We start from the raw sequence: 22,454 nt of genomic DNA on the forward strand, positions 1-22,454 counted from the left end.
TGCTCCTACTACGATTGGCTTTGCGACTGCGCGGGCGCCGCCTTGGGCTTGGGTGCGCGGTCGGCTTCGAGAATCCAGGTGTCCTTGGTGCCGCCGCCCTGCGACGAGTTGACCACCAGCGAGCCTTCCTTCAGCGCCACGCGCGTGAGGCCGCCGGGCACCATCTGCACCTCGCTGCCCGAGAGCACGAAGGGGCGCAGGTCGATGTGGCGCGGCGCGATGCCGGCGTCGACGAAGGTGGGCGAGGTCGACAGGCTCAGGGTGGGCTGGGCGATGTAGCCGTCGGGCTTGGCGATCACGGCCTTCTTGAAGTCTTCAATCTCGGCCTGCGTGGCGGCCGGGCCGATCAGCATGCCGTAGCCGCCGGCGCCGTGCACTTCCTTGACGACCAGGTCCTTCATGTTGTCGAGCGTGTACTGCAGCTCGTCCTTGTTGCGGCACATGTAGGTGGGCACGTTCTTCAAAATCGGCTTTTCGCCGAGGTAGAACTCGACCATCTTCGGCACGTAGGGGTAGATCGACTTGTCGTCGGCCACGCCGGTGCCCACTGCATTGCAGATGACGACGTTGCCTTCGCGGTAGGCGCGCATCAGGCCGGCGGTACCGAGCGTGGACGTGGGGCGGAACACCTCGGGGTCGAGGAAGTCGTCGTCCACGCGGCGGTAGATCACGTCGACGCGGCGCGGTCCGCGCGTGGTGCGCATGTAGACGAAGTTGTCCTTGACGAACAGGTCCTGGCCCTCGACCAGTTCCACGCCCATCTGCTGGGCGAGGAAGGCATGCTCGAAGTAGGCGCTGTTGTACATGCCGGGCGTGAGCACCACCACCGTGGGCTCGGCCGTGGCCGGCGGCGCGCTGGCGCGCAGGGTTTCGAGCAGCAGGTCGGGGTAGTGCGCGACCGGTGCGATGCGGTTCTGGTTGAACAGCTCGGGGAAGAGCCGCATCATCATCTTGCGGTTTTCGAGCATGTAGCTCACGCCGCTGGGCACGCGCAGGTTGTCTTCGAGCACGTAGTACTCGCCGTTGCCGTCGGCATCGGGGGCACGAACGATGTCGATGCCCGAGATGTTCGAGTAGACGTTGTGCGGCACGTTCACGCCCATCATCTCGGGACGGAACTGGGCGTTGTTCAGGATCTGCTCGGCCGGGATGATGCCGGCCTTGATGATTTCCTGGTCATGGTAGACATCGTGAAGAAAGCGGTTGAGCGCCGTGACGCGCTGCACCAGCCCTTTTTCCATGCTGTCCCACTCGTGGGCGGGAATGATGCGAGGCAGCAGGTCGAACGGGATGAGCCGCTCGGTGCCGGAGCCGTCCTCGTCCTTGGCGCCATACACCGCGAAGGTGATGCCGACCCGGCGGAAAATCAATTCCGCCTCTTCGCGCCGCGAACGCATCACCTCACCGGGTTGCTTCGCGAGCCATTGGTCGTAGCGCTTGTAGTGCTGTCGGATTGCAGCCCCCGCATAGGGCAACTGCTCATACATCTCGTCAAATTTGTGCATGGAACGACCAATCTCCTTGAGCTATAGCTTAGCAAGTTCAGGGCCAGTAGAACCCCTTATGCCAAGGCCGGAGACGGGCCGGAAGACTTTTTCTTCGCTCAGCGCTCAGGCCCTTCCTCGCTGGCCGTCAGCTTCTTGCGGGGCGAGAGAAATCCCTTGATGCGCTCCCCGCTCTCGTCGCTGTAGAGGCTGGCCAGGAAGGATTCGCGCTCGGCGTCGAGCTGCTCACGCCGGCTGCGCCCACGCGCCGAATACACGAGTTGCTTGATGCGCGCCTGCACCTCGAACGGGCCGCGCGCGAGCTGCTGCGCCCAGGCGAGCGCGGTGGCACCGGCCTCCCCATGCGGCACGACCTTGTTGACCACGCCCAGTTCGTGCAGCCGCTTCGCGGTGCTGGGCGTGCCGTCGAGCAGCATTTCGAGGGCGGCCTGCGGCGGTAGCGCGCGCACCAGCGAATCGGTGCCGCCGCCGTCGGGCGTGAGGCCCACATTCACATAGGACATGGCGAACTTCGCGTCTTCCGCGGCCACGATCAGGTCGCAGGCCAGGCACAGCGAAAAGCCCCCACCCATGGCCGCGCCCTCGACGGCGGCAATGACGGGCTGGGGAGCCTCCTGGATCGCCATGATCCATTCGTGCAGCGCATCGATGTGGCCATGCTGCTCGGCGGCCGGCAGCTTGCGTTGCCGGGCTAGGCGTCGCAGGTCGCCGCCGCCGCTGAAATGATCGCCCTCCCCGCACAACACGATGGCACGCACGGTGCGAAAACCCGAGGTGGCGCGCATCGCCTTGGCGGCCGCGCGGTAGACCGACGGATTGAGCGCATTGCGCGCCGCGGGGTTGCTCAGCGTCAGCACCAGCACCGGGCCTTCGCGGTGCATCTTGAGCCGCGCGCCGGGTGCGGCCGCGGCGCTCGTGCTGGTGATGGCCGGAACAGCGGCCGTCACGGCGTATGCCCGGAAAACAGGTCCCACCGAAGGCCTTGACGGTTGCTCATGCTGTCCCCTCTTCTGAGTTGTAGCCAAACGATACAACGCATGGGACGCCAGTACGAGCACGCTGACAAGTGGCCTTTCGGACTACTTTTGACAATTAGTTCACGATTTCAGGGCTGTGCTGCCAGTACCGCGCATGGCGCTCGCGCTCGCAGGCCACGTCGGCGGGGCGTGTGCTGGTCCAGTGCGCGGCGCCGCAGCGGGTGTTTTCGACCAGCCGCACGCCGCGGTCCCGGTAGCGCGCCGCCACCTCCTGCGCCGGATGGCCGAAGCGGTTGCGATACCCCGCCTGGACAAAGGCAATGCCCGGCTGCACCGCATCGAGGAAGGCCGGGCTCGACGAAGTCTTGCTGCCGTGGTGCGGCGCCAGCAGCACGTCGGCGCGCAGCAGCTGCGGCGTGCGAACGACGAGCGCGGCCTCCTGCAGTCGCTCGATGTCGCCGGCCAGCAGCGCCGCCGCGCGCCCGTTGCCGATGCGTAGCACACACGAGACGGCATTGGGCTTGGTGAAGCCGCGGTAGTCGGTGTCGAACGGATGCAGTACCTCGAAGTGCACGCCGTCCCAGGTCCAGGCTTGCCCCGCCTCGCAACGCCGTGCCGCCAGCGTCGCCTGCAGCGGATGCGTGGCTTCGAGGGAACTCAGCAGCTCGGCCCGCGGCTGCATCGCGAGCACCGCGGGCGCACCGCCGGTGTGATCGGTGTCGCGGTGGCTCAGCACCAGCGTGTCGAGGCGCTCGCCATGCGCCCGCAGCAGCGGCACGAGCACGCGATGGCCGGCATCGCTTTCAAGGCTGTAGCGCGGGCCGGCGTCGTAGAGCAGGCTGTGCGTGGCGGTGCGCACGAGCACCGCGTTGCCCTGGCCGATGTCGGCAGCGAGCAGCTCGAATTCGCCGGCCGCCGGCCGGGGCGCCTGCCACAGCAACACTGGCAGCAGCAGCGGAATGCCGAGGCTGCGCAGCGACCAGGACAGCCGCATGGCGAGCAATGCACCGCCGGCCACGCCGCAAGCGGCCATCCACAAAGGCGGCGCGGCCATCGACAGCGTGGCATACGGCAGCCCGGCCAGCCATTGCAGCAGCAGCGCCAGCACCTGCACGGCCCGGGCTGCAAGGTCCCACAGCGGCGCCACGGCGACGCCCAGCATGGCCAACGGCGTGATCACGAGCGTGACCCAGGGGATCGCCACCGCATTGGCCAGCAGGCCGATCAGCGACACCTGCTGGAACAGCAACAGGCTCAGCGGCGTGATCGCCAGCGTGATGACCCATTGCTCGCGAAAGAACAGCAACAGGCGGGAAGCGGCACCGGTCTTCCGCTCGCCCGGCACCGCGGCGTCCGTGGCGAACAGCACGCCCACCGCCACGAAGCTCAGCCAGAAGCCGGCCTGCATCAAGGCCCACGGATCGAGCGCGACCACCACGGCCGCCGTCAGCAGCCACACATGCGGCCAAGGCCAGCGCCGGCCCGTGAGGCGCAGCAGCGCGACCGTCGCCAGCATCCACACAGTGCGCTGCGAGGGCACACCCCAGCCGCTGAAGAGCGCGTAGAGCGTGGCCAGCAGCACGCCGCCTATCAACGCTGCCTGCTGCGCCGGCAAGCGCAGCATCAGCCGCGCGCTGCGCCGCCAGAGCAGGCCGACGACGTGCGCGGCCAGCCAGGCAAACATCGTGACGTGGAGGCCGGAGATCGACATCAGGTGTGCCACGCCCGTGGCGCGGAACACGTCCCAGCCCGAGCGGTCGATGGCGCTCTGGTCGCCGGTGACCAGGGCCGCGATCACGCCCGCCTGCGCGCGGTCGGGCACGCGCTCGAAGACGCCGTCGCGTACGGCTTCGCGTGCGCGTTCGATGGGATGCCACCACGTGCTTGCCACCAGCATGGGTGCCGCATCGCGCGCGCCGGTTCGCACATAGCCGCTGGCATGCAGGCCCTGCTCCCACATCCAGAGTTCGCTGTCGAAGCCATGGGGATTGCGGCTGCCGTGCGGCGCCTTCAGACGCACCGTCAGCCGCCATCGCTCGCCGGCGTGCAGGGAGCCGACTGTGCTGGCCAAGGGCGTGCGGCTTTCGGAAGCACGGCTCCACAGGCTCGAGCCTTCGGCATACCAGCCGAGTGCAATGCGATCGGGCACCGCGGGCCGCCCCTGCGCATCCGGATCAGCCCAACCCGCGGACTCGACATCCAGGCGGAACTGCGTTCCAGCTTCGTTGCGCTGGGGCATCTCCGACACAACGCCCGTGACCTGCAGGTCGCGCCCTTCGAGCGCCGGGTCGAGCGCGCCGCTCGCATAGACCGCCGCGCGCCATCCCGCAAGCCCTGCGCCGGCCATCGCGCCGCATAGCAAGGCGATGAGCATCAGGCCCCTGCCCGGCATGCGTCGCCACCACAGGCCGGCCACTGCCACGAACAGCAAGCCGGCGTAGGCCCACGCCGGCCAAAGCACCGCCTGCTGCAACTGCAAGGCCGCTCCCAGCAGCGAGCCACCCAGCGCCACGAACGCCCCCGCTCCACCCATGGCACCGCCAGACGCACGAAACGGCGTCAACGAAAAACTCCCGAACCCATGATGCAAACCCTCCCCAAAGTCACGCTCAGTGGCGCGTTAATTGCTTGGCATCTGGGCTAGTATGCGTCTCACAAGAGACATCTTTTCGATGCAATCTCGCAGTACTGCACACAAAAACGCATGTCCATTCACGCCGCTCTCCACCACGTCACCCACTACAAATACGACCGCCTGGTGCAGTTGGGCCCACAGGTCGTGCGCTTGCGTCCCGCGCCGCATTGCCGCAGCAACGTCATCTCGTATTCGCTGCGGGTCGAGCCCGCCGAGCACTTCGTCAACTGGATGCAGGACCCGTTCGCCAACTACCAGGCGCGGCTCGTGTTCCCCGAGAAGACGCGCGAGTTCAAGGTCACGGTCGACCTCGTGGTCGAGATGGCGGTCTACAACCCCTTCGACTTCTTCCTCGAGCCGCAGGCCGAGAACTTTCCTTTCAAGTACACGGCCTCGCAGGCTGAAGAGCTCGCCCCCTACCTCGTCACCGAAGCGCCCACGCCGCTGCTGCAGGCCTACCTCGACAAGATCGATCGCAAGGAGCAGCGCACCATCGACTTCCTGGTCGGCATCAACCAGCAGGTCCAGCAAGACGTCAACTACCTGATCCGCATGGAGCCCGGTGTGCAGACGCCGGAAGAAACGCTCACCAGCGGCAGCGGCTCATGCCGCGACTCGGGCTGGCTGCTGGTGCAACTGCTGCGCCACTGCGGGCTGGCCGCGCGTTTCGTCTCGGGCTACCTGATCCAGCTCACGCCCGACGTGAAGGCGCTCGACGGCCCGAGCGGCACCACGGTCGACTTCACCGACCTGCACGCCTGGTGCGAAGTGTTCCTGCCGGGCGCAGGCTGGATCGGCCTCGACGCCACCTCGGGCTTGCTGGCCGGCGAAGGCCACATTCCGCTGGCCTGCACGCCCACGCCTTCGAGCGCGGCGCCCATCGAGGGCGGCGTCGACGAATCCGAGGTCGAGTTCGGCCATGAGATGAAGGTCACGCGCATCTACGAATCGCCGCGCGTCACCAAGCCCTACACCGAAGAGCAGTGGTCCGAAGTGCTGGCCCTGGGCGACGCTGTCGACGCGCGCCTGAAGGCCGGCGACGTGCGCCTCACCATGGGCGGCGAGCCGACCTACGTGGCCACCAGCGACCGCGACGCGCCCGAATGGAACACCGACGCCCTCGGCCCCACGAAGCGCGGCTACGCCACCGAACTAGTGCACAAGCTGCGCGCCGAGTATGGCAAGGGCGGCTTCCTGCATTTCGGCCAGGGCAAGTGGTACCCGGGCGAGCAACTGCCGCGCTGGGCGCTGTCGATCTTCTGGCGCGCCGACGGCCAGACGCTGTGGCACGACCCCGAACTGTTTGCCGACGAGCGTTTTCCCACGCACTACACGAGCGAGGACGCGCGCCGCTTCACCACCGTGCTGGCCCACAAGCTCGGCCTGACCGAGCGCTACATCCAGCCCGGCTACGAAGACATCTACTACTACCTCTGGCGCGAACGCCGCCTGCCGGTGAACGTCGATCCCTTCGAGTCGAAGCTCGACGACGAACTCGAACGCGTGCGCCTGCGCCGCGTGTTCACGCAGAAGCTCGACGCGGTGATCGGCTACATGCTGCCCATCGAGCCCGGCAATGCGAACGGCGACGCCCCCGCGCTCGCCGGCCCGGCCTGGAAGACCGGCCCCTGGTTCCTGCGCGACGACCGGCTCTACCTGATCCCCGGCGACTCGCCCATGGGCTACCGCCTGCCGCTCGACTCGCAGCCGTGGGCCAGCAAGGGCGACTACCCCTACCTGATCGAACGCGACCCGACCGCGCCACGCGGCGCCCTGCCGAGCGCGGCCGACTACCGTGCGCGCTACAGCACGGGTGTGGCCGGTGCTGCAGGCCTCGGCGACGTGCCCTACACCTTCGGCACGCCGCCAGTGGTGCCTGCGTCGCTACGCATGCAAAGCCCCGGTGATGCGGCGAGCGGCGATACGGCGGCTGCAGCAGCGGCCGATGAGTCCACCGACAAATCGACCACCCGCCAGCCGCTGCGCGGCGAATCAGCCCACTGGGTCACGCGCACCGCGCTGTGCGTCGAAGTGCGCGACCCGCGCCGGGCCAACGGCCCCTCGGCCGAGAAGAAGGGCAATGCCTCGGGCGTGCTCTACGTCTTCATGCCGCCGCTCGCGCGCCTGGAGGACTATCTCGACCTGGTTGCGGCGGTCGAAGCCACCGCGCGCGACCTGGGCGTGCGCATCGTGATGGAAGGCTACCCGCCGCCGCGCGACCCGCGACTGAAGATGCTGGCCGTCACGCCCGACCCGGGCGTGATCGAAGTCAACATCCACCCGGCCCACAACTGGAAGGAACTGGTCGACCACACCGAGTTTCTCTACAACGCCGCGTTCGAAACCCGCCTGTCGGCAGAGAAGTTCATGACCGACGGCCGCCACACCGGCACCGGCGGCGGCAACCACTTCGTGATGGGCGGCGCCACGCCCGCCGACAGCCCCTTCCTGCGCCGGCCCGAGCTGCTGGCCAGCCTGCTGCTCTACTGGCACAACCATCCGTCGCTGAGCTATCTGTTCTCGGGCATGTTCATCGGCCCGACGAGCCAGGCGCCGCGCGTGGACGAGGCCCGCAACGACCAGGTCTACGAGTTGGAAATCGCCCTGAAGGAAATCGCGAAGAACCGCGAGATCTACGGCCAGAACATGCCGGCCTGGCTGGTCGACCGCACGCTGCGCAACATCCTGATCGACGTGTCGGGCAACACGCACCGCAGCGAGTTCTGCATCGACAAGCTCTACTCGCCCGACTCGAGCACCGGCCGCCTCGGCCTGCTGGAGCTGCGCGCTTTTGAAATGCCGCCGCATGCGCGCATGAGCATCGCGCAGCAGCTGCTCATTCGCGCGCTGGTCGCCCGCTTCTGGGACGAGCCCTACAAGGCCCCCGTCACCCGCTGGGGCACCGAGCTGCACGACCGCTTCCTGCTGCCGACCTTCGTCAAGATGGACTTCGACGACGTCATCAGCGAGATGCGCCAGGCTGGCTTCGCCTTCGATGCCGACTGGTTCGCGCCGCACTTCGAGTTCCGCTTCCCGCTGGTGGGCCAGATGCAGGCGATGGGCGTGGAGCTCTCGCTGCGCAACGCGCTCGAACCCTGGCACGTGATGGGCGAAGAAGGTTCGGCCGGCGGCACGGTACGCTATGTCGATTCGTCGCTCGAACGCATCGAGGTGCGCGTGACCGGCCTGAACGAGAGCCGCCACGTCATCACCGTCAACGGCAAGGTGCTGCCGCTGCAGCCCACCGGCGTGGTCGGCGAGTTCGTGGCCGGCGTGCGCTACAAGGCTTGGAACCCGCCTTCGGCCCTGCACCCGAGCATCCCGGCCCACGCGCCGCTGACCTTCGACCTGGTCGACACCTGGATGAAGCGCTCGCTGGGCGGCTGCCAGTACTTCGTCGCCCACCCGGGCGGGCGCAATTACGACACCTTCCCGGTCAACGCCTACGAGGCGGAAAGCCGCCGCCACTCGCGCTTCACCCGCACCGGCCATACACCCGGACTCATGCGCACACCCCCGGCAACCATCGAGCTGCCGGGCAGCCGCGAATTCCCGTTCACGCTGGATCTGCGGCGATAAGGGGACATTTAGCACGCTGCCCAAACGGATACCCGTGAAGGCAGTGTGACAATCCCCCTCCTGTGGAACCTTTGAACGAATCCCTGTTCGACGCCCAGGCACTGGAGTTTCCAGCGGCCCTGGCGTCGGCGCTCGCCCCGCCGGCCCTGCCCGGCCATTTCGACGAACTGCGTGGGCAGGCCACCGCGGTAGCGCCTGTACGGCCAGTGCCGGGGGCTGCGCCAGCCCCTGCGCCCGCCCCGCTGCTGTACGACGCCGCGGTCGAACGACCACCGGCCGCCGGGCAGTCGCAGTCCCAATCGCAGTCGCAGTCGTCGCTGTCTCAATCCCAGACGCAGACACAGGGCCCCTCCGGCGAACAACCGCCGCTCACGCCCGCCTGGAACGCCTTCTTCGAACAGCTCGGCCCGGGCGGCTTCAACGACCTGCCCCGACGCGCGGCCAGCCTTGAACGGCAGATCCGCGACAACGGCGTCACCTACAACGTGTACGCCGACGCCAACGGCCCGCAGCGGCCGTGGTCGCTCGACCTGTTCCCGCTGATCGTCTCGCCCGAAAGCTGGAGCCAGATCGAGGCTGGCGTGCTGCAGCGCGTGCGCGTGCTCGACCGCGTGATGGCTGACGTCTATGGCCCGCAGCAGTTGCTGGCCGAAGGGCTCATTCCCCCGGCACTGGTGCGCGGCCACCCCGGCTACCTACGCGCGCTGCACGGCGTGAAGCCGCCGGGCGACACCTGGCTGCACATCACCGCCTTCGACCTCGCGCGCGGCCCCGACGGCAACTGGTGGGTGGTTTCGCAGCGCACGCAGGCGCCCTCGGGCCTGGGCTACCTGCTCGAAAACCGCCTCGCCATCACGCGGCAGTTTCCTCAGGCCTTCGAGGCGCTGCACGTGCAACGCCTGGCCGCCACCTACAGCGCCATGATGGAAGGCCTGCAGCGCATGTGCCCGGCCGGCGTGCCGCCGCACATCGCGCTGCTCACGCCCGGCCCGTACAACGAAACCTACTTCGAGCACGCGTATCTCGCGCGCTACCTGGGCATCACGCTGGTCGAAGGCAGCGACCTCACGGTGCGCGACCAGCGGCTCTACCTCAAGACGCTGCAGGGCCTGCGCCCGGTGCACGGCCTCATCAAGCGGCTCGACGACCAGTTCCTCGACCCGCTGGAGCTGCGCCCCGATTCCACGCTCGGCGTGCCCGGCCTGCTGCAGGCCATTCGTGCCGGCAACGTGCTGGTGGCCAACATGCCGGGCTCGGCGTTCCTCGAATCGCCCGCGCTGCTCGGCTTCTTGCCGGGGCTGGCGCGCCGCCTGATCGGCGAAAAACTCAAGCTGCCCGCGCTGCCCACCTGGTGGTGCGGCGAGCGCGCCGCGCTCGAATCGGTGCTGCCGCAGCTGGCCGACTGCGCCATCAAGCCCACCTACCCCGGCTTCGACGGCCGCGCCAGCTTCGACGCCGTGCTCGGCAGCCAGCTCGGCCGGCGCGAGCTCGACGAATGGGCCGGCCGTATCGTGCGAGAAGGCGACGTGCACACCGTGCAGGGCTACCAGCCGCTGTCGCAGATGCCCACCTGGGCCAACGACATGGGCCCGGGCCATATCGCGCCGCGCGCCGTGCTGCTGCGCGTGTTCGCGGTGAGCGACGGCGCGCAGTCGTGGCGGGTGCTGCCCGGCGGCCTGGCCCGGCTCGCTGGGCCCGATGCGCAGATCGCGTCGATGCAGCGCGGCGGCAGCAGCGCCGACGTGTGGGTGCAGACCCACGGCGAGGTCGACCGCACCACGCTGCTGCAGCCGCACGCCACGCCGGCCTCGCTCGCGCGGCACCGCGCGCCCGTTACCAGCCGCGCCGCGGAGAACATGTTCTGGCTCGGCCGCTACACCGAGCGTGCCGAGAACGCCGTGCGCCTTGCGCGCCTCACGCTCAACTTGCTGGGCAGCGAAGACCAGTCCTCGCGCCCGTTGCTCGAATGGCTGCACCGCATGGCGCTGCGCAATGCGCTGGTGCCGGCCGAGGCGCCGAGCGCGCCGCAGTCGCGCCGTGTATTCGAACGCGCGCTCATCGCCGAGCTGGGAGATGTGGAACGCGGTGCCAGCGTCGGCTTCAGCCTGCGCTGTATCCGGCAGGCCGCGGCTGCGGTGCGGGAGCGCCTGTCGCAGGACAACTGGAACCAGATCGTGCGCGCCGAGACCGACTTCCTGCGCCGCGCGGCCGAGCAGGCCGGCGAAGGCAGCTTTGCCAGCAGTGCCGCGTTGCGCGCCCTCGAGTCCGCCAGCACCGCGCTGGCCGCCATGACCGGCGCGCAGACCGACCGCATGACGCGCGACGACGCCTGGCGGCTGCTGTCCATCGGCCGCCACATCGAGCGACTGGGCTTTCTGTCGAATGCGCTGGAGGCCGGCTTCGACAACGGCGCCGTGCACGAGGTGAGCGGCTTCGAGGCGATGGTGGCGCTGTTCGACAGCACCATCACCTTCCACGCCCGCTACCAGCAGCGCCGCGATGTCGCCACCATGGTCGACCTGCTGGTGCTCGACGCCGAAAACCCGCGCTCGCTCGCATGGGTCACGCAGACCCTGCGCGGGCGCATTGCACGGCTGGCCGGCAGCGCGCCCGGCAAGCTGACCGCGCTGTCGTACGAACTGCCCGACCCGGCCGGCTGGACGCTCGAACACCTCTGCGCCGCAGGGCCCGAAGCCAACTACCCGGCCCTCGTCGAGCTGCTCGCCAACTGCGAGACGGCCGCCTACCATGTGTCCGATGCGATCGGCACACGCTACTTCACGCTGACATCCGAATCGCTGCGCTCGGTCGGAGCCTGATTCCCAGACAAAGACAGTTCCAAGGAGGCATATCCATGTCAGGCATCGCCATCAACCGCCGCTTCGCACTCACCGCCGCCGGCATGCTCGCGGCGCTCGCCATCGCGGCCTGCAGCAAGCAGGAGCCTGCCGCGCCCGCCGCAGCCAGCGCACCGCCTCCACCTGCCGCCGCCCGGGTGCTGGTGGTCGGCACCGACGCCGCCTACACGCCCTTCGAATCGCAGAACGACAAGGGCGAGATCGTGGGCTTCGACATCGACGTGGTGAAGGCGGTCGCGCAGAAGGCCGGCATCGAGGTGAAGTTCGTCAACACGCCATGGGAAGGCATCTTCAACGCGCTCGACCAAGGCGACCGCGACCTGCTGGTGTCGGCCATCACGATCACTGACGAGCGCCGCCAGACGATGGATTTCTCGCAGTCGTATTTCGACGCCAGGCAGCTGATCGCCGTGAAGAACGACTCGCCCGTCACGAAGTTCGATGACATCAAGACCCTGAAGGTCGGCGTGCAGAACGGCACCACGGGCGACGAGGTCGTGGGCAAGCTGCTGGGCAAGTCGAGCACCGCCATCAAGCGCTTCGAATCGACGCCGCTCGCGCTCAAGGAACTCGAAGCCGGCGGCGTGCAGGCCGTGGTGGCCGACAACGGCGTGGTGGTGCACTACATCGCCAACAACACTGCAGGCGGCTTCAAGACGGTGAGCGATGCGAACTTCCCGGTCGAGAAGTACGGCATTGCCGTGAAGAAGGGCAACACCGAACTGCTCGCCAAGATCAACCAGGGCCTCGAAGGCATCCGGGCCGACGGCACCTACGCCAAGATCTACGCTTCGCATTTCGGCGCCGAGTCGAAGTAGGCCAACCCATCATGCTGCTACACGTCACCCACGAAACGCGCTACGAGTACGCGCCGCCGGTCGAGACGGCGCAGCACCTCGCCCACCTGAAACCGCTGGCCACCGACTCGCAGCGGCTCGTGAGCCACAAGCTCGCCATCGAGCCCGCGCCCGCGCAGCGCAGCGAAGTGGCCGACCTGTACGGCAACACGCGCGCCTTCTTCGCGCTCGAGGCCACGCACGACCGGCTCGTCGTCACGGCCGAGAGCGTGGTCGAAACCTCGGTGCCCGTGCTGCCCGCCACCGTGGCGCGCGAGCTGCCCTGGGAGAGCGTGCGCGAACGCTTCCGCTTCCGCAAGGACGCCACCTTCGACGCGGCCTCGGAGTTCGTCTTTCCGTCGCCCTACGTGCCGCGCCACGACGACTTCACGGCCTACGCCCGCGCCAGCTTCGTGCCCGGCCGCCCCACCTTCGACGTGGCGATGGACCTCACCGAGCGCATGTACGAAGACTTCGCGTACGACGCCGACAGCACCGAGATCAACACCCCCGCCGTCGAGGCCCTCGCGCAGCGCAAGGGCGTATGCCAGGACTTCGCCCACATCATGATCGCGTGCTTCCGCACCATGGGCCTGCCCGCGCGCTACGTGAGCGGCTACCTGCTGACACAGCCGCCACCCGGCCAGCCCCGGCTGGTGGGCGCCGACGCCTCGCACGCCTGGGTGTCGGTGTACCTGCCCGGCGACGGCCCCGAGGGCGTCGGCAGTCAAGGCGGATGGGCCGACTTCGACCCCACCAACGGCCGCCAGCCGGGCGAAGACTACGTCACGCTCGCCATCGGCCGCGACTACTCCGACGTATCGCCGATGCGCGGCGTACTCCACGGCGGCGCAAGGCACACGCTGCGGGTCGGCGTGACCGTGCAGCCAGTGGGGGAAGTGGTCGAGGGCCTTCCGCAAACCCGGACACAATCGCCTTCCCAAGACAAGGAGTCTCCATGAGCGTTTACGACAAACTTTCCAGCCTCGGCATCACCCTGCCCCCGGTCTCCGCCCCTGCCGCCGCCTACGTGCCCTTCGTGCAGACCGGCAACCTCGTGTTTCTCTCGGGCCATATCGCGAAGAAGGACGGCAAGGTCTGGGCCGGCCAGCTCGGCGCCAACATCAGCACCGAAGAAGGCAAGCAGGCTGCACGCGCCATCGCCATCGACCTGCTCGGCACGCTGCATGCGGCCGTGGGCGACCTCAACAAGGTCAAGCGCATCGTCAAGGTGATGAGCCTGGTCAACTCGGTCGGCACCTTCACCGAACAGCACCTGGTGACCAACGGCGCGAGCGAGTTTTTTGCCGAAGTCTTCGGGCCTGAAAAGGGCGCGCATGCACGCAGCGCCTTCGGCGTGGCGCAGGTGCCGATGGGGGCTTGCGTGGAAATCGAGCTGATTGCTGAAGTCGGCTGATCCGTTTCTTTCGCATCTCCACGATTCGAGGCCTGACGGCGATGGTCGTCAGGCCTCTTTGCATTGCGTCGACACCATGCCATTGACACCCACCGGCTTGATCGAGCAAGCCATGCAGGACCCGGTCAACGCCGCGCTGCTTTCACGCCTGCCCGGCCTCGGGCTTCGCCAGGGCTTCCTGACCGCCGGCTGCCTGTTCCAGGCGACGTGGAACCGTCTTTCCGACAAACCGCCCGGCTGGGGCGTGAAGGACTACGACGTCTTCTACTTCGACGACACCGACCTGTCGTGGGAAGCCGAAGACATCGTGATCCAGCGCGTGCAGAAAGCGGTGGCCGACCTGGGCGTGAGCGTGGAGGTCAAGAACCAGGCGCGCGTTCACCTCTGGTATGAGCAGCGCTTCAAGTCGCCCTACCCCCGGCTCGGGTCCGCGCGCGACGGGATCGACCGCTACCTCATCGCATGCACCCGCGTCGGCATCGACCTGGCCGACGGAACGCTCTATGCGCCCGACGGGCTGGACGACCTGGCAGCGGGCATTCTGCGTATGAACCCGCTGCTCCCGATGCGCGAGTTGTTCCTCAAGAAGGCGGCGGACTACCAGGCGCGATGGCCGTGGCTGCGGATCGTGCAGCCAGAAGCGGCTACTCGCGCTTCCAGTTCGACACTGTGATGAACACGTCCACGGTGCTCATTCCTCATGCTCCCCGGGTTGCTGCGAACCGCGAACACAGCAGTCGCATGGCGGCCGAGATGGGCGCGATCACCGGCACGTCGAACCGTGGGGCCAGCGCCAGTGCGGCCTGCCCCAGCGGGCCGCCGCCGATGATCACCGCCTGGGCGCCGTCTTCGTCGATGCAGCACTGCACGGCCTTTGCCAGCGCTTCTTCCAGCGCCTGCGGATCGGCTGCCAGCGCGCGCGGGTCGCCTTGCGTCAGGCGGATGCCGGTGTAGAGAGCGCGCAGTCCCAGCGCGGCCGCCCTGCCCTCGATGGGCGACACCAGTTCGGGCGTGACCGTGGCAATGCCGAAGCGGCGGCGGCCCTCGCTGGCCGCGAGCATCGATGCTTCGGCGATGCCGACCACCGGCACGCTTGCTTCACGGCGCAGCAACTCGATGCCCGGATCGCCGAAGGCGCTGACAATCACGCCATTCCACCTTCCGCCGGCAGCGGAACGCCAGGCTTTCAACACCTCCGTCGCAGCCGCATTCAGCTCGTCTTCATTGACGATCATGGTCGGCCCGCCGGCCGCGGTGATGCCTGTCACGCGGCATCCGGCCGGTGCCTCGCTGCTGGCGATCTTCGCCATCATTGCGGTGGTCGACGACGACGAGTTGGGGTTGATGAGCAGGATTTCTTGCATGCGTGAGAACTCTCTGAAAATTCAACCCGGCTGCACGATCTTCGTGGTCGGGGCAGCGTCATCGCCGGGGCGTTCACCCGGCAGCGGCAACGCATCGGGCGACTGGCCATAGGTCTCGGGCACGCTCTGCACGCTGACCACGAAGACCGCGTACATACCGGCCGCAAGGCCGAACACGCCGACCAGGCCGAAGGCATCGAAGAGCCGGCCCGCCACCAGCGGCATCAGCGCGCCTGCCGCTGTGCCAGTGGCAAGAATGAAGGCCGTGCCGAAGGCTCGCACCCGGGTCGGGTACAGCTCGGGCGCGAAGATCCAGATCGTCGTGTTGAGCAGCAGCACGAAGAACTGGAACACCGCGCCGGCAATCAGGATCACCACGATGCTCTTGGCAACGAAGCCGATGGTCAACGCCGCCAGGCAGGCGCACACGGCGCCGGCCGTCAGCACGCGCTTGCGCGGAAAGTGAAAACCCAGCAGCGAGGCTGCGATGGCCCCCAGCAGGCTGCCGCCCTGCATCACCATCGTGAAGAGCAGACTCTTCGACATGCTGTAGCCCAGGGCAACAAGGATGGTCGGCATCAGCGTGAGCACCGAGATCTGCGCGCCGTAGGTCATCCAGATCGTGATGCACAGCGGAATGGTCCGCCGCGCCAGTGCGCCGCGAAAGATCTCGGTCACGCGTACCTTGATGCGGGCATTCGGCGCGGCCAGCCCATCGTCGGTGATGTACTGATGCTGCGGCACGTTCTTCTTCGAAAGCCTGCCCGACGCCAGTCGCGACAACACCGCATTGACTTCCTTCACCTTGCCCTGCGACAGGAGGAAGCGCGGCGTCTCGGGGATGTAGCGGCGATAGAAAGCACCGAGTAGCGCCGGCACCATCAGGCAGGCGAACAGCCAGCGCCATGCGTTGTCGCCCGGGAACATCCAGAACACCAGCAGGCCGAAGCCCGGCGCCAGGAAGTTGCCGAGCCCACCCGCACCGACGTTCACCAGCCCGACAGCGGTGCCGCGGAACTTGGTCGAGCAGAACTCGGCCAGCATGGTGACGGCGATCGCGATCTCGCCGCCCAGCCCGAAACCCACGACCGCGCGGCCCAGCGCCATCACCGCCAGGTTGGGCGCCATCGCGCAGATGCCTGCGCCGAGGGTGAACAGCAGCAGGTCGATCGACAGCATCACGCGCCGGCCGTAGCGGTCGGCGATGAAGCCCGAGATGATCCGCCCCACCGCCGCGCAGGCGAAGGTAACGGTGTTCAGCAAGCCGATGTCGGAAGCGCTGAGCCCCCACTGCTCGCGCAGCATCGGTCCCACGATACCCACGGCGTTCTGCTCGAAGCTGTCGAACAGGCAGCCGATGAGGATCAAAAAGATGATCGTGTGGTGCGATCGCGTGACGCCGATCTTGTCGAGCGCTCTGTCGAGTTCGGCGACCCGGGGCGAGTCGGGTCCGGAAGAAAGTGCAGGTCCAGCCATAGGAAACCCCTTGAGAAAGGTATGAAGTGCTTTGCTCGGCGCAGTCCGGAATCGCTTCGCATGCTATCGGCGACTCCATCGGTCTGACATATCGATTTCACCTAGTTTGTTTTGTGAAATCTAAATTTCATGCGAAACATACCTATGCAAGCGACATGCCCGCCTGCGCGTGACGCACGTAAACCACGTGCCGCAGGGGTACTTTTCAGAGGGGAAAGCGTGGAATGACCGTCACAGGCGGGCGCATCCGAGACCTGTTGCAGTCTCTGCGGATGCACCTTGGATGGGCAGATGCGCACTACGGTCGTGCGTCTTTTCAGTGCACTCCGACCAGATCAGGCCAGTCGAGCGCCGCTGCCGCTCAAAGCTCGCCGTTTTCCTCGTGCTCGAGCTCGATCGCGGCCAGACGCTTGCGACCGGCGGAGCCCGAGGCTTCGATCACCATCGTGGCGATCAGGTCGCAGATGCCCATCACGGCAGTGTGATTGTCCAGAAGCCCCGGCCCCCGGCAATCGCATTGCAGCGACCAGGTGGCCCCAGCGAAGTCCGGCGAGGCCTTGTCGCTGATGTAGACGATCTTCGCGCCGGCCTTGCTGGCGCCCGCGAGCAGGATGTCCATCTGCCGCGTCTGCCGTCGCGTGCCGAAGACGATCACGCAGTCGCGCCCGGTCAGGCCAGCCAGGTGCTCGGCCAACGTCTCGCCGGGCCCCGGAATGGCGGTGACGCGCGGCACCACCTGCACGATCTGCCAACGCAGGTAAAGGGCAAAGGCATGGCTGCTGCGGCTGCCGAAGATCAGCACCTGCCCCGCGCCGATGATCGCCTTCACGATGCCGGCCATCTGCCTGTCGTTGAGCCGGTCGAAGGTGCTGGCCAGGTTGGCCTGAGACTGCTGGAAATGCGTGGCGACAAGGTGGCCGCGCTTCGACGCCTCGGTCGCGTTCTGGAACAGCGGCGAACCCGTCTGCTTTTCCTCGCGAACCTGGCGCCGGGCCTCTTCGTAGTTCTCGTAGCCGATGCGACGGATGAAGCGGCTCACCGTCGAAGGCGACACCCCCGCCAGTTCCGCCAGCTCGTTGCCCGCATAGCTGGCCAGCTCGCCCGGAAACTCCAGGACGAAATCGGCAAGCTGCCGCTCGGTTGCGGACAACTGGTCGAGCTGGCTGCGGACGCGGCGGACAAAGGAATCTGCGGACATGGGCATGCGAGTGGGAGAGGCGCACGATGATGCCATGCCGTCCCCTTCCCGCAGCAGGATGTACGTCCCTCCTCTTCCCTGAAGATGACTTGATCGCAGCATCCCGCACCCTCGTCGCCCTGGCCGCACTGGTCGTTGCAGCGCATTCAATGTCGAGCCATGCGGCAGAACCGACGTGGTTCATCATGAACCGCGAATCGGGCTGCGTACCGCTCGCGGAGTTGCGCGACGTCTTTCCGTCGCTGACGGATCGCGAGGCAGCGCGTTGGCGACGACCTGCACCGCCTCGCGCCGACGACGCACCACGGCGGTCGGCCGCATCCGCGGCCCGCCCGGCGCCCTCGGGCGATTCCGATGCGCCCCATTGACGATGGGCAGCGGCTGCGCCGATTGCCGGTGCGCCTCGAAGCGCGCTTCCTTCTGCTTCAGGTAATGCATGAGCACATGCGAAACCATATTGAGCCCGAAGGTGCCGAACGCAGCGGGAATGATGTAAAGCGCAATCGACAGCTCTGACGAGAAGACGATGTCGTCAGCCAGCGAAGGCGTGGCCTGCGCCTCCAGCGAAAGCGCTCGCAGCACGAAGATGTCCACGCCCGCGAGCAGGATCAGCAGCAGGCCGAAGGCAAGCACAGCCTTCTTCGAGAACTCGCGCCGCACGAACAGCGTGACGAAGATCGCGGCCGGGCACACCAGCGAACACAGCACCAGCACCCAGAAGCGCACCTGCGTGAAGACCGTGGCGTCCGAAAGCATGTGCATGACGGACATTGAGCCACGAACCGCGCCCGTCAATTTGTCCGGGAAGTGAAGCGCCGGTAAAAGCGCCTCTCAAAAAGTGTGGGCTAAGTCTTCGCGCGCGTCCCTGTGAGCGTAGGCATTTCGGTTGCGCTGGAGTTCACATTGACGCTGCGGTCGAAGCGCATGTACGGTCCGGAGAAGCGGCACTCCACGGTGTCGCGGAAGGCCGACTCGACGAAGGTCCACGTCATGACGAAGGTGCGCGCGTCGCGCCACTCGCCGCTGGCCACCACGCGCATCACCTCGGGCTGGTACTCGTGGTGCAGCTTGTTGCCGGTGATGGTGGTGTCGCCCTCGAAGGGCTTGCGCAAGCCGACCTGCACCTTGTGCGTGCCGCGGTCGTCCTCCATGGTGAAGACGCACGACTCCGCGGAAGAGAAGTCGAGCCGCATCGACTTGATCTTCTCCGGGTTCTCCGCAAAGTCGAAGCGCTGGCCCGACACGTTCGCGGCAACGGGCGAGCTGGTCGGCTTCACCGGTGGGAGCAGCTGCAGCGTGCGCGTGCGGGCCTTGAGCGCGGCGTAGTCCTTCTCGCTGGCCACGGCAGTAGCGCCGAATGCCGCGGGAAAATGCTTGTACAGGATGCCCGCGTTGAACCCCGCCTTGGGCGGCAGCGCAGAATTGAGCGCGAGCACCGCGTTCTGTTCAGGGAACACCACTGAATACTGCCCGAACAGGCCATCGGCGTTGTACGCGCCGTGCTGGCCCAGCCACCACTGGTAGCCGTATCGGTCCTTGGTGTGCGGCGCGTGCACCGAATCGACCCAGGCCTTCGTAAGGATCTGCTTGCCGTTCCACTGCCCGTTCTGCGCATGCAGGATGCCGAGCTTGAGCGAGTCGACCGTCTTCCAGCTCAGGCCGTTGGCGCCTGGCGAAATGCCCTCGGGGCCCACGTCCCACTCGTAGCCGGTGATGCCCAGCGGCTCGAAGAAGCGCGGCTTGAGGTAGTCGGCCGTCGATTGCCCGGTGGTCTTCGTCACGATGGCCGACAGCATGTAGGTAGCCGCGCTGGTGTAGACGAACTTGCTGCCCGGCGTGTAGACCACGGGGATCTTGAAGAACTCGGCAATCCAGCTTGTGCGAATGGGCCGCCACACCGAGCCCGACACCATCGACTCGTGTCCGGTGCGCATGGTCAGCAGGTCGCGCACGGTCATGGCCGCGAGGTTGGCGCTGACCGTGGGCGGCAGGTGCTCGGGAAAGAAGGACACGACCTTGTCGTCGAGTCCGAACTTGCCGTCGGCAATGGCCATGCCGACCGCGCACACGGTGACGCTCTTGGTCAGCGAATGCGTCATGTGCCGGCGCTCGGGCTTGTAGGGGTCCCACCAGCCCTCGGCCACCACATGGCCGTTGCGCCACAGCATGAAGCTGTGCAGCTCGAACGCGCCGCGCTCGGCATCGTCGAGAAAGGCGAGGATCGACGCCGACGAAATGCCCTGCACCTCGGGCCGGCTGCGCGGCAGGCCGTCGGCAAAGGTGGGTACCGCGGCGCCAGTGGCTGCCCAGCCGATGCCGGGCAGCGAGGCCATGGCGGTGCCGCCAAGGGAAAGGCGCAGCAGGCCGCGGCGCGAGATGGCGGGGGTCGTTGTTGTTGTCTCTTCCATGTTCCTGGCTTCCTTGTCTTGCGGGATGGACCGGTTTCGACAGTGTCGCGCCGGTGGCTGTCAATCGCCTGTCCGCAGCGGCAGAGGAAACCCGATGAGGCCCCGGTCGCGCGCCATGTGTTCAAAGGTCAGCGAGGCAGCGCCCCTCAACCCGATCAACGCTCGCCTGCAGGGCCCGCCTCGATATCGACCGCAAACTTCTGCAGAAGCCGCACCAGCTCCTCGAAATCCTGCTGTTCCCACTTGGCAAATATGGCGCGCCCCAGCCTTTCCCTTGCTGCATCCACGGCATCGGTCATGACCTTGCCCTTCGGCGTCACGATCGCTTCGCGCACGCGCCGGTCGTGAACGCCGCCCTGGCGCTCCACCAGGCCAAGACTCTCCAACTTCGCGACCTGCCGGCTGACCGTGGTGTAGTCGCGCCCGACACGGTCGGCGAGCTCGACCACGCCGATCGGTCCTACGCGTTCGATGCCCACCAGCAGCGGAAACAAGGCGCGGTCGAGCGAGATGCCCGCTTCGCGCACCATCGCCTCGTCGCGCTGGGGGCGATTCATGACGCTCACAACGGTCAGCAGCGCACCGTGCAGCGCCCGCAGTTGCTCGGACATATGTGTATCTTGCACATTTATTTTCTTTGGCATAGCATCCGCTCCTATTGAGTGCATATTACACATATTGGAGTTTGCCATGACACAGCAGTTTTCCGCCGACGTCCTGATCTGCGGCGCCGGCGCAGCCGGCCTCACGCTCGCCATCGACCTGGCGCGGCGAGGTGTTTCCTTCCGCCTGATCGAGAAGATGGACGCGCCTTTCCGGGGCTCGCGCGGCAAGGGCATCCAGCCGCGAACGCAGGAGGTCTTCGAGGATCTGGGCATCCTCGAGCGGATCGTCGCGGCCGGCGGCCTGTATCCGCCCTCGCGTGAATACAGCGCTGACGGCAGCCATGCCGATTCGCTGGTGATGGCGCACGAAGCACCGACACCTTCTGAACCCTATGGCTCTCCTTTGATGGTCCCGCAGTTCCTGACCGAGGGCGTGATGCGCGAGCGCCTGACCGAGCTCGGGCATCGACCCGCCTTCGGCTGCGAACTGATCGGCTTCGAGCAGGACGAGGACGGCGTGACGGCGCGGCTGGCCAGCGCGGCGGGTGAAGAAACGCTGCGCGTGCGCTTTCTCGTCGGCGCCGACGGTGGCCGCAGCTTCGTGCGGCATTCGCTGGACATCGGCTTTCCGGGCAAGACGCTGGGCGTGCGTGCCGTGGTGGCCGACGTCGTCCTGTCAGGGTTGGGGCGCGAAGCATGGCACCGCTTCAACGAAGGCGAGATGAATGCACAGATGTCCCTGTGCCCGCTCGCCGGAACGGAGCTGTTCCAGCTGCAGGCACCGATACCGCTGGAGGGCGACATCGACCTCTGCGCGCAGGGACTGGCCGCGATGGTTGCCGAACGCACCGGCCGCGACGACATCCGTATCCACTCGGTCTCGTGGGCCTCGGCCTTCAGCATGAACGCGCGTCTGGCCGATCGCTACCGGGCAGGTCGCGTGCTGCTGGTCGGCGACGCCGCACACGTCCATCCCCCCACCGGCGGCCAGGGGCTCAACACCAGCGTGCAGGACGCCTACAACCTTGGCTGGAAGCTGGCGGCAGTTGCCGCCGGCGCACCCGGTACCGTGCTCGACAGCTACGAGGAGGAGCGCCGCCCGATTGCCGCGGACATGCTCGGGCTTGCCACGAAGTTGCTCGGCGAAGCCAAGCGCGGCGAGATGCGGCGCGGGCGGGAAGTGCATCAGCTCGACCTCGGGTACGCCGAATCGTCCCTCGCGATGGAAAAGCCGGCGCGCGTTGGCGGCCTGCGTGCGGGTGACCGCGCGCCGGATGCGCCGGTCACCGGCGCCGCCGGGCAACCGACGCGCCTGTTCGAGCTGTTCAAGGGCGCGCATTGGACGCTGCTGGGCTGCGAGGTCGAGCGTCGCGACGTGGCACCGCGCCCAGGCCTGCACATCCACACCTTCGGCGAAAGAGGCGACCTGCGCGACCATGGCGGCCATTTCCGCGAAGCCTATGGGCTCGCGTCGGGCGACTGGGTGCTGGTGCGCCCGGACGGCTATGTCGGCGCCATCGTCGACTCCGCCCACATCGAAGAGCTGCAGAGGTATCTGCGCGACCTCGGCATGACCTCGACCTGACTTCGGAGACA

Annotated in this window: 16 protein-coding genes; 7 read left to right on the forward strand and 9 right to left on the reverse strand. The window is 67.2% G+C overall.

Annotated elements, in window-relative coordinates; all coding sequences use genetic code 11:
* Positions 1-8: 8 nt before the first annotated feature.
* The 3 genes from ACZYSP_RS06440 to ACZYSP_RS06450 all read right to left on the reverse strand — a co-directional run bounded on the left by ACZYSP_RS06440 (position 9) and on the right by ACZYSP_RS06450 (position 5,015).
* Positions 9-1,505: a circularly permuted type 2 ATP-grasp protein gene (locus ACZYSP_RS06440; RefSeq protein WP_093050814.1), complete on the reverse strand. Its 1,497-nt coding sequence runs from the start codon at positions 1,503-1,505 to the stop codon at positions 9-11.
* A 98-nt stretch (positions 1,506-1,603) separates the two neighbouring features.
* On the reverse strand, positions 1,604-2,452 hold the full coding sequence (locus ACZYSP_RS06445; protein WP_093050817.1) for an oxepin-CoA hydrolase, alternative type: 849 nt from the start codon (positions 2,450-2,452) through the stop codon (positions 1,604-1,606).
* A 145-nt stretch (positions 2,453-2,597) separates the two neighbouring features.
* Entirely contained in the window at positions 2,598-5,015 is a 2,418-nt protein-coding gene (locus ACZYSP_RS06450) for a DNA internalization-related competence protein ComEC/Rec2 (protein ID WP_489013677.1), read from the reverse strand.
* A gap of 171 nt (positions 5,016-5,186) precedes the next feature.
* On the opposite strand from ACZYSP_RS06450, the gene ACZYSP_RS06455 reads away from it, so the two are divergent.
* From ACZYSP_RS06455 to ACZYSP_RS06480, 6 genes are all read left to right on the forward strand, one after another.
* Positions 5,187-8,696, forward strand: coding sequence for a transglutaminase family protein (locus tag ACZYSP_RS06455; protein ID WP_489013193.1), 3,510 nt, complete (start codon positions 5,187-5,189; stop codon positions 8,694-8,696).
* Between the two features lie 62 nt (positions 8,697-8,758).
* Positions 8,759-11,515: a circularly permuted type 2 ATP-grasp protein gene (locus ACZYSP_RS06460; protein ID WP_489013195.1), complete on the forward strand. Its 2,757-nt coding sequence runs from the start codon at positions 8,759-8,761 to the stop codon at positions 11,513-11,515.
* A gap of 35 nt (positions 11,516-11,550) precedes the next feature.
* The gene (locus ACZYSP_RS06465; RefSeq protein ID WP_093050827.1) at positions 11,551-12,372 is read left to right on the forward strand and encodes a basic amino acid ABC transporter substrate-binding protein; all 822 of its coding nucleotides are present in this window, start codon (positions 11,551-11,553) and stop codon (positions 12,370-12,372) included.
* Positions 12,373-12,383: 11 nt separating this feature from the next.
* Complete coding sequence (locus ACZYSP_RS06470; RefSeq protein ID WP_093177159.1) at positions 12,384-13,352, forward strand: transglutaminase family protein; 969 nt, start codon at positions 12,384-12,386, stop codon at positions 13,350-13,352.
* Positions 13,349-13,807: a RidA family protein gene (locus tag ACZYSP_RS06475; RefSeq protein WP_093080114.1), complete on the forward strand. Its 459-nt coding sequence runs from the start codon at positions 13,349-13,351 to the stop codon at positions 13,805-13,807. The genes ACZYSP_RS06470 and ACZYSP_RS06475 overlap by 4 nt, the downstream gene beginning before the upstream one ends.
* A gap of 76 nt (positions 13,808-13,883) precedes the next feature.
* The gene (locus ACZYSP_RS06480) at positions 13,884-14,480 is read left to right on the forward strand and encodes a nucleotidyltransferase family protein (protein ID WP_307616761.1); all 597 of its coding nucleotides are present in this window, start codon (positions 13,884-13,886) and stop codon (positions 14,478-14,480) included.
* Positions 14,481-14,505: 25 nt separating this feature from the next.
* Here the strand turns inward: ACZYSP_RS06480 and ACZYSP_RS06485 are convergent, their stop codons facing one another.
* The 6 genes from ACZYSP_RS06485 to ACZYSP_RS06510 all read right to left on the reverse strand — a co-directional run bounded on the left by ACZYSP_RS06485 (position 14,506) and on the right by ACZYSP_RS06510 (position 20,864).
* Positions 14,506-15,171 (reverse strand): aspartate/glutamate racemase family protein, encoded by a 666-nt coding sequence (locus ACZYSP_RS06485; RefSeq protein ID WP_489013199.1) that lies wholly within the window; start codon positions 15,169-15,171, stop codon positions 14,506-14,508.
* A gap of 21 nt (positions 15,172-15,192) precedes the next feature.
* Positions 15,193-16,647 carry an MFS transporter gene (locus ACZYSP_RS06490; RefSeq protein ID WP_489013201.1) on the reverse strand — a complete coding sequence of 485 codons (1,455 nt, stop codon included), beginning with the start codon at positions 16,645-16,647 and terminating at the stop codon, positions 15,193-15,195.
* 361 nt (positions 16,648-17,008) lie between these two features.
* Positions 17,009-17,851: a MurR/RpiR family transcriptional regulator gene (locus ACZYSP_RS06495; protein WP_176928712.1), complete on the reverse strand. Its 843-nt coding sequence runs from the start codon at positions 17,849-17,851 to the stop codon at positions 17,009-17,011.
* A 177-nt stretch (positions 17,852-18,028) separates the two neighbouring features.
* Complete coding sequence (locus ACZYSP_RS06500) at positions 18,029-18,607, reverse strand: hypothetical protein (protein ID WP_176928713.1); 579 nt, start codon at positions 18,605-18,607, stop codon at positions 18,029-18,031.
* A gap of 83 nt (positions 18,608-18,690) precedes the next feature.
* Positions 18,691-20,253 carry a serine hydrolase domain-containing protein gene (locus ACZYSP_RS06505; RefSeq protein ID WP_489013204.1) on the reverse strand — a complete coding sequence of 521 codons (1,563 nt, stop codon included), beginning with the start codon at positions 20,251-20,253 and terminating at the stop codon, positions 18,691-18,693.
* Positions 20,254-20,408: 155 nt separating this feature from the next.
* On the reverse strand, positions 20,409-20,864 hold the full coding sequence (locus ACZYSP_RS06510; RefSeq protein ID WP_489013206.1) for a MarR family winged helix-turn-helix transcriptional regulator: 456 nt from the start codon (positions 20,862-20,864) through the stop codon (positions 20,409-20,411).
* A 79-nt stretch (positions 20,865-20,943) separates the two neighbouring features.
* Between ACZYSP_RS06510 and ACZYSP_RS06515 the strand changes: the two genes are divergently transcribed.
* Positions 20,944-22,443 (forward strand): FAD-dependent oxidoreductase, encoded by a 1,500-nt coding sequence (locus ACZYSP_RS06515; protein ID WP_489013208.1) that lies wholly within the window; start codon positions 20,944-20,946, stop codon positions 22,441-22,443.
* Positions 22,444-22,454 lie beyond the last annotated feature (11 nt).

Source organism: Variovorax sp. F042 (genome assembly GCF_057814215.1).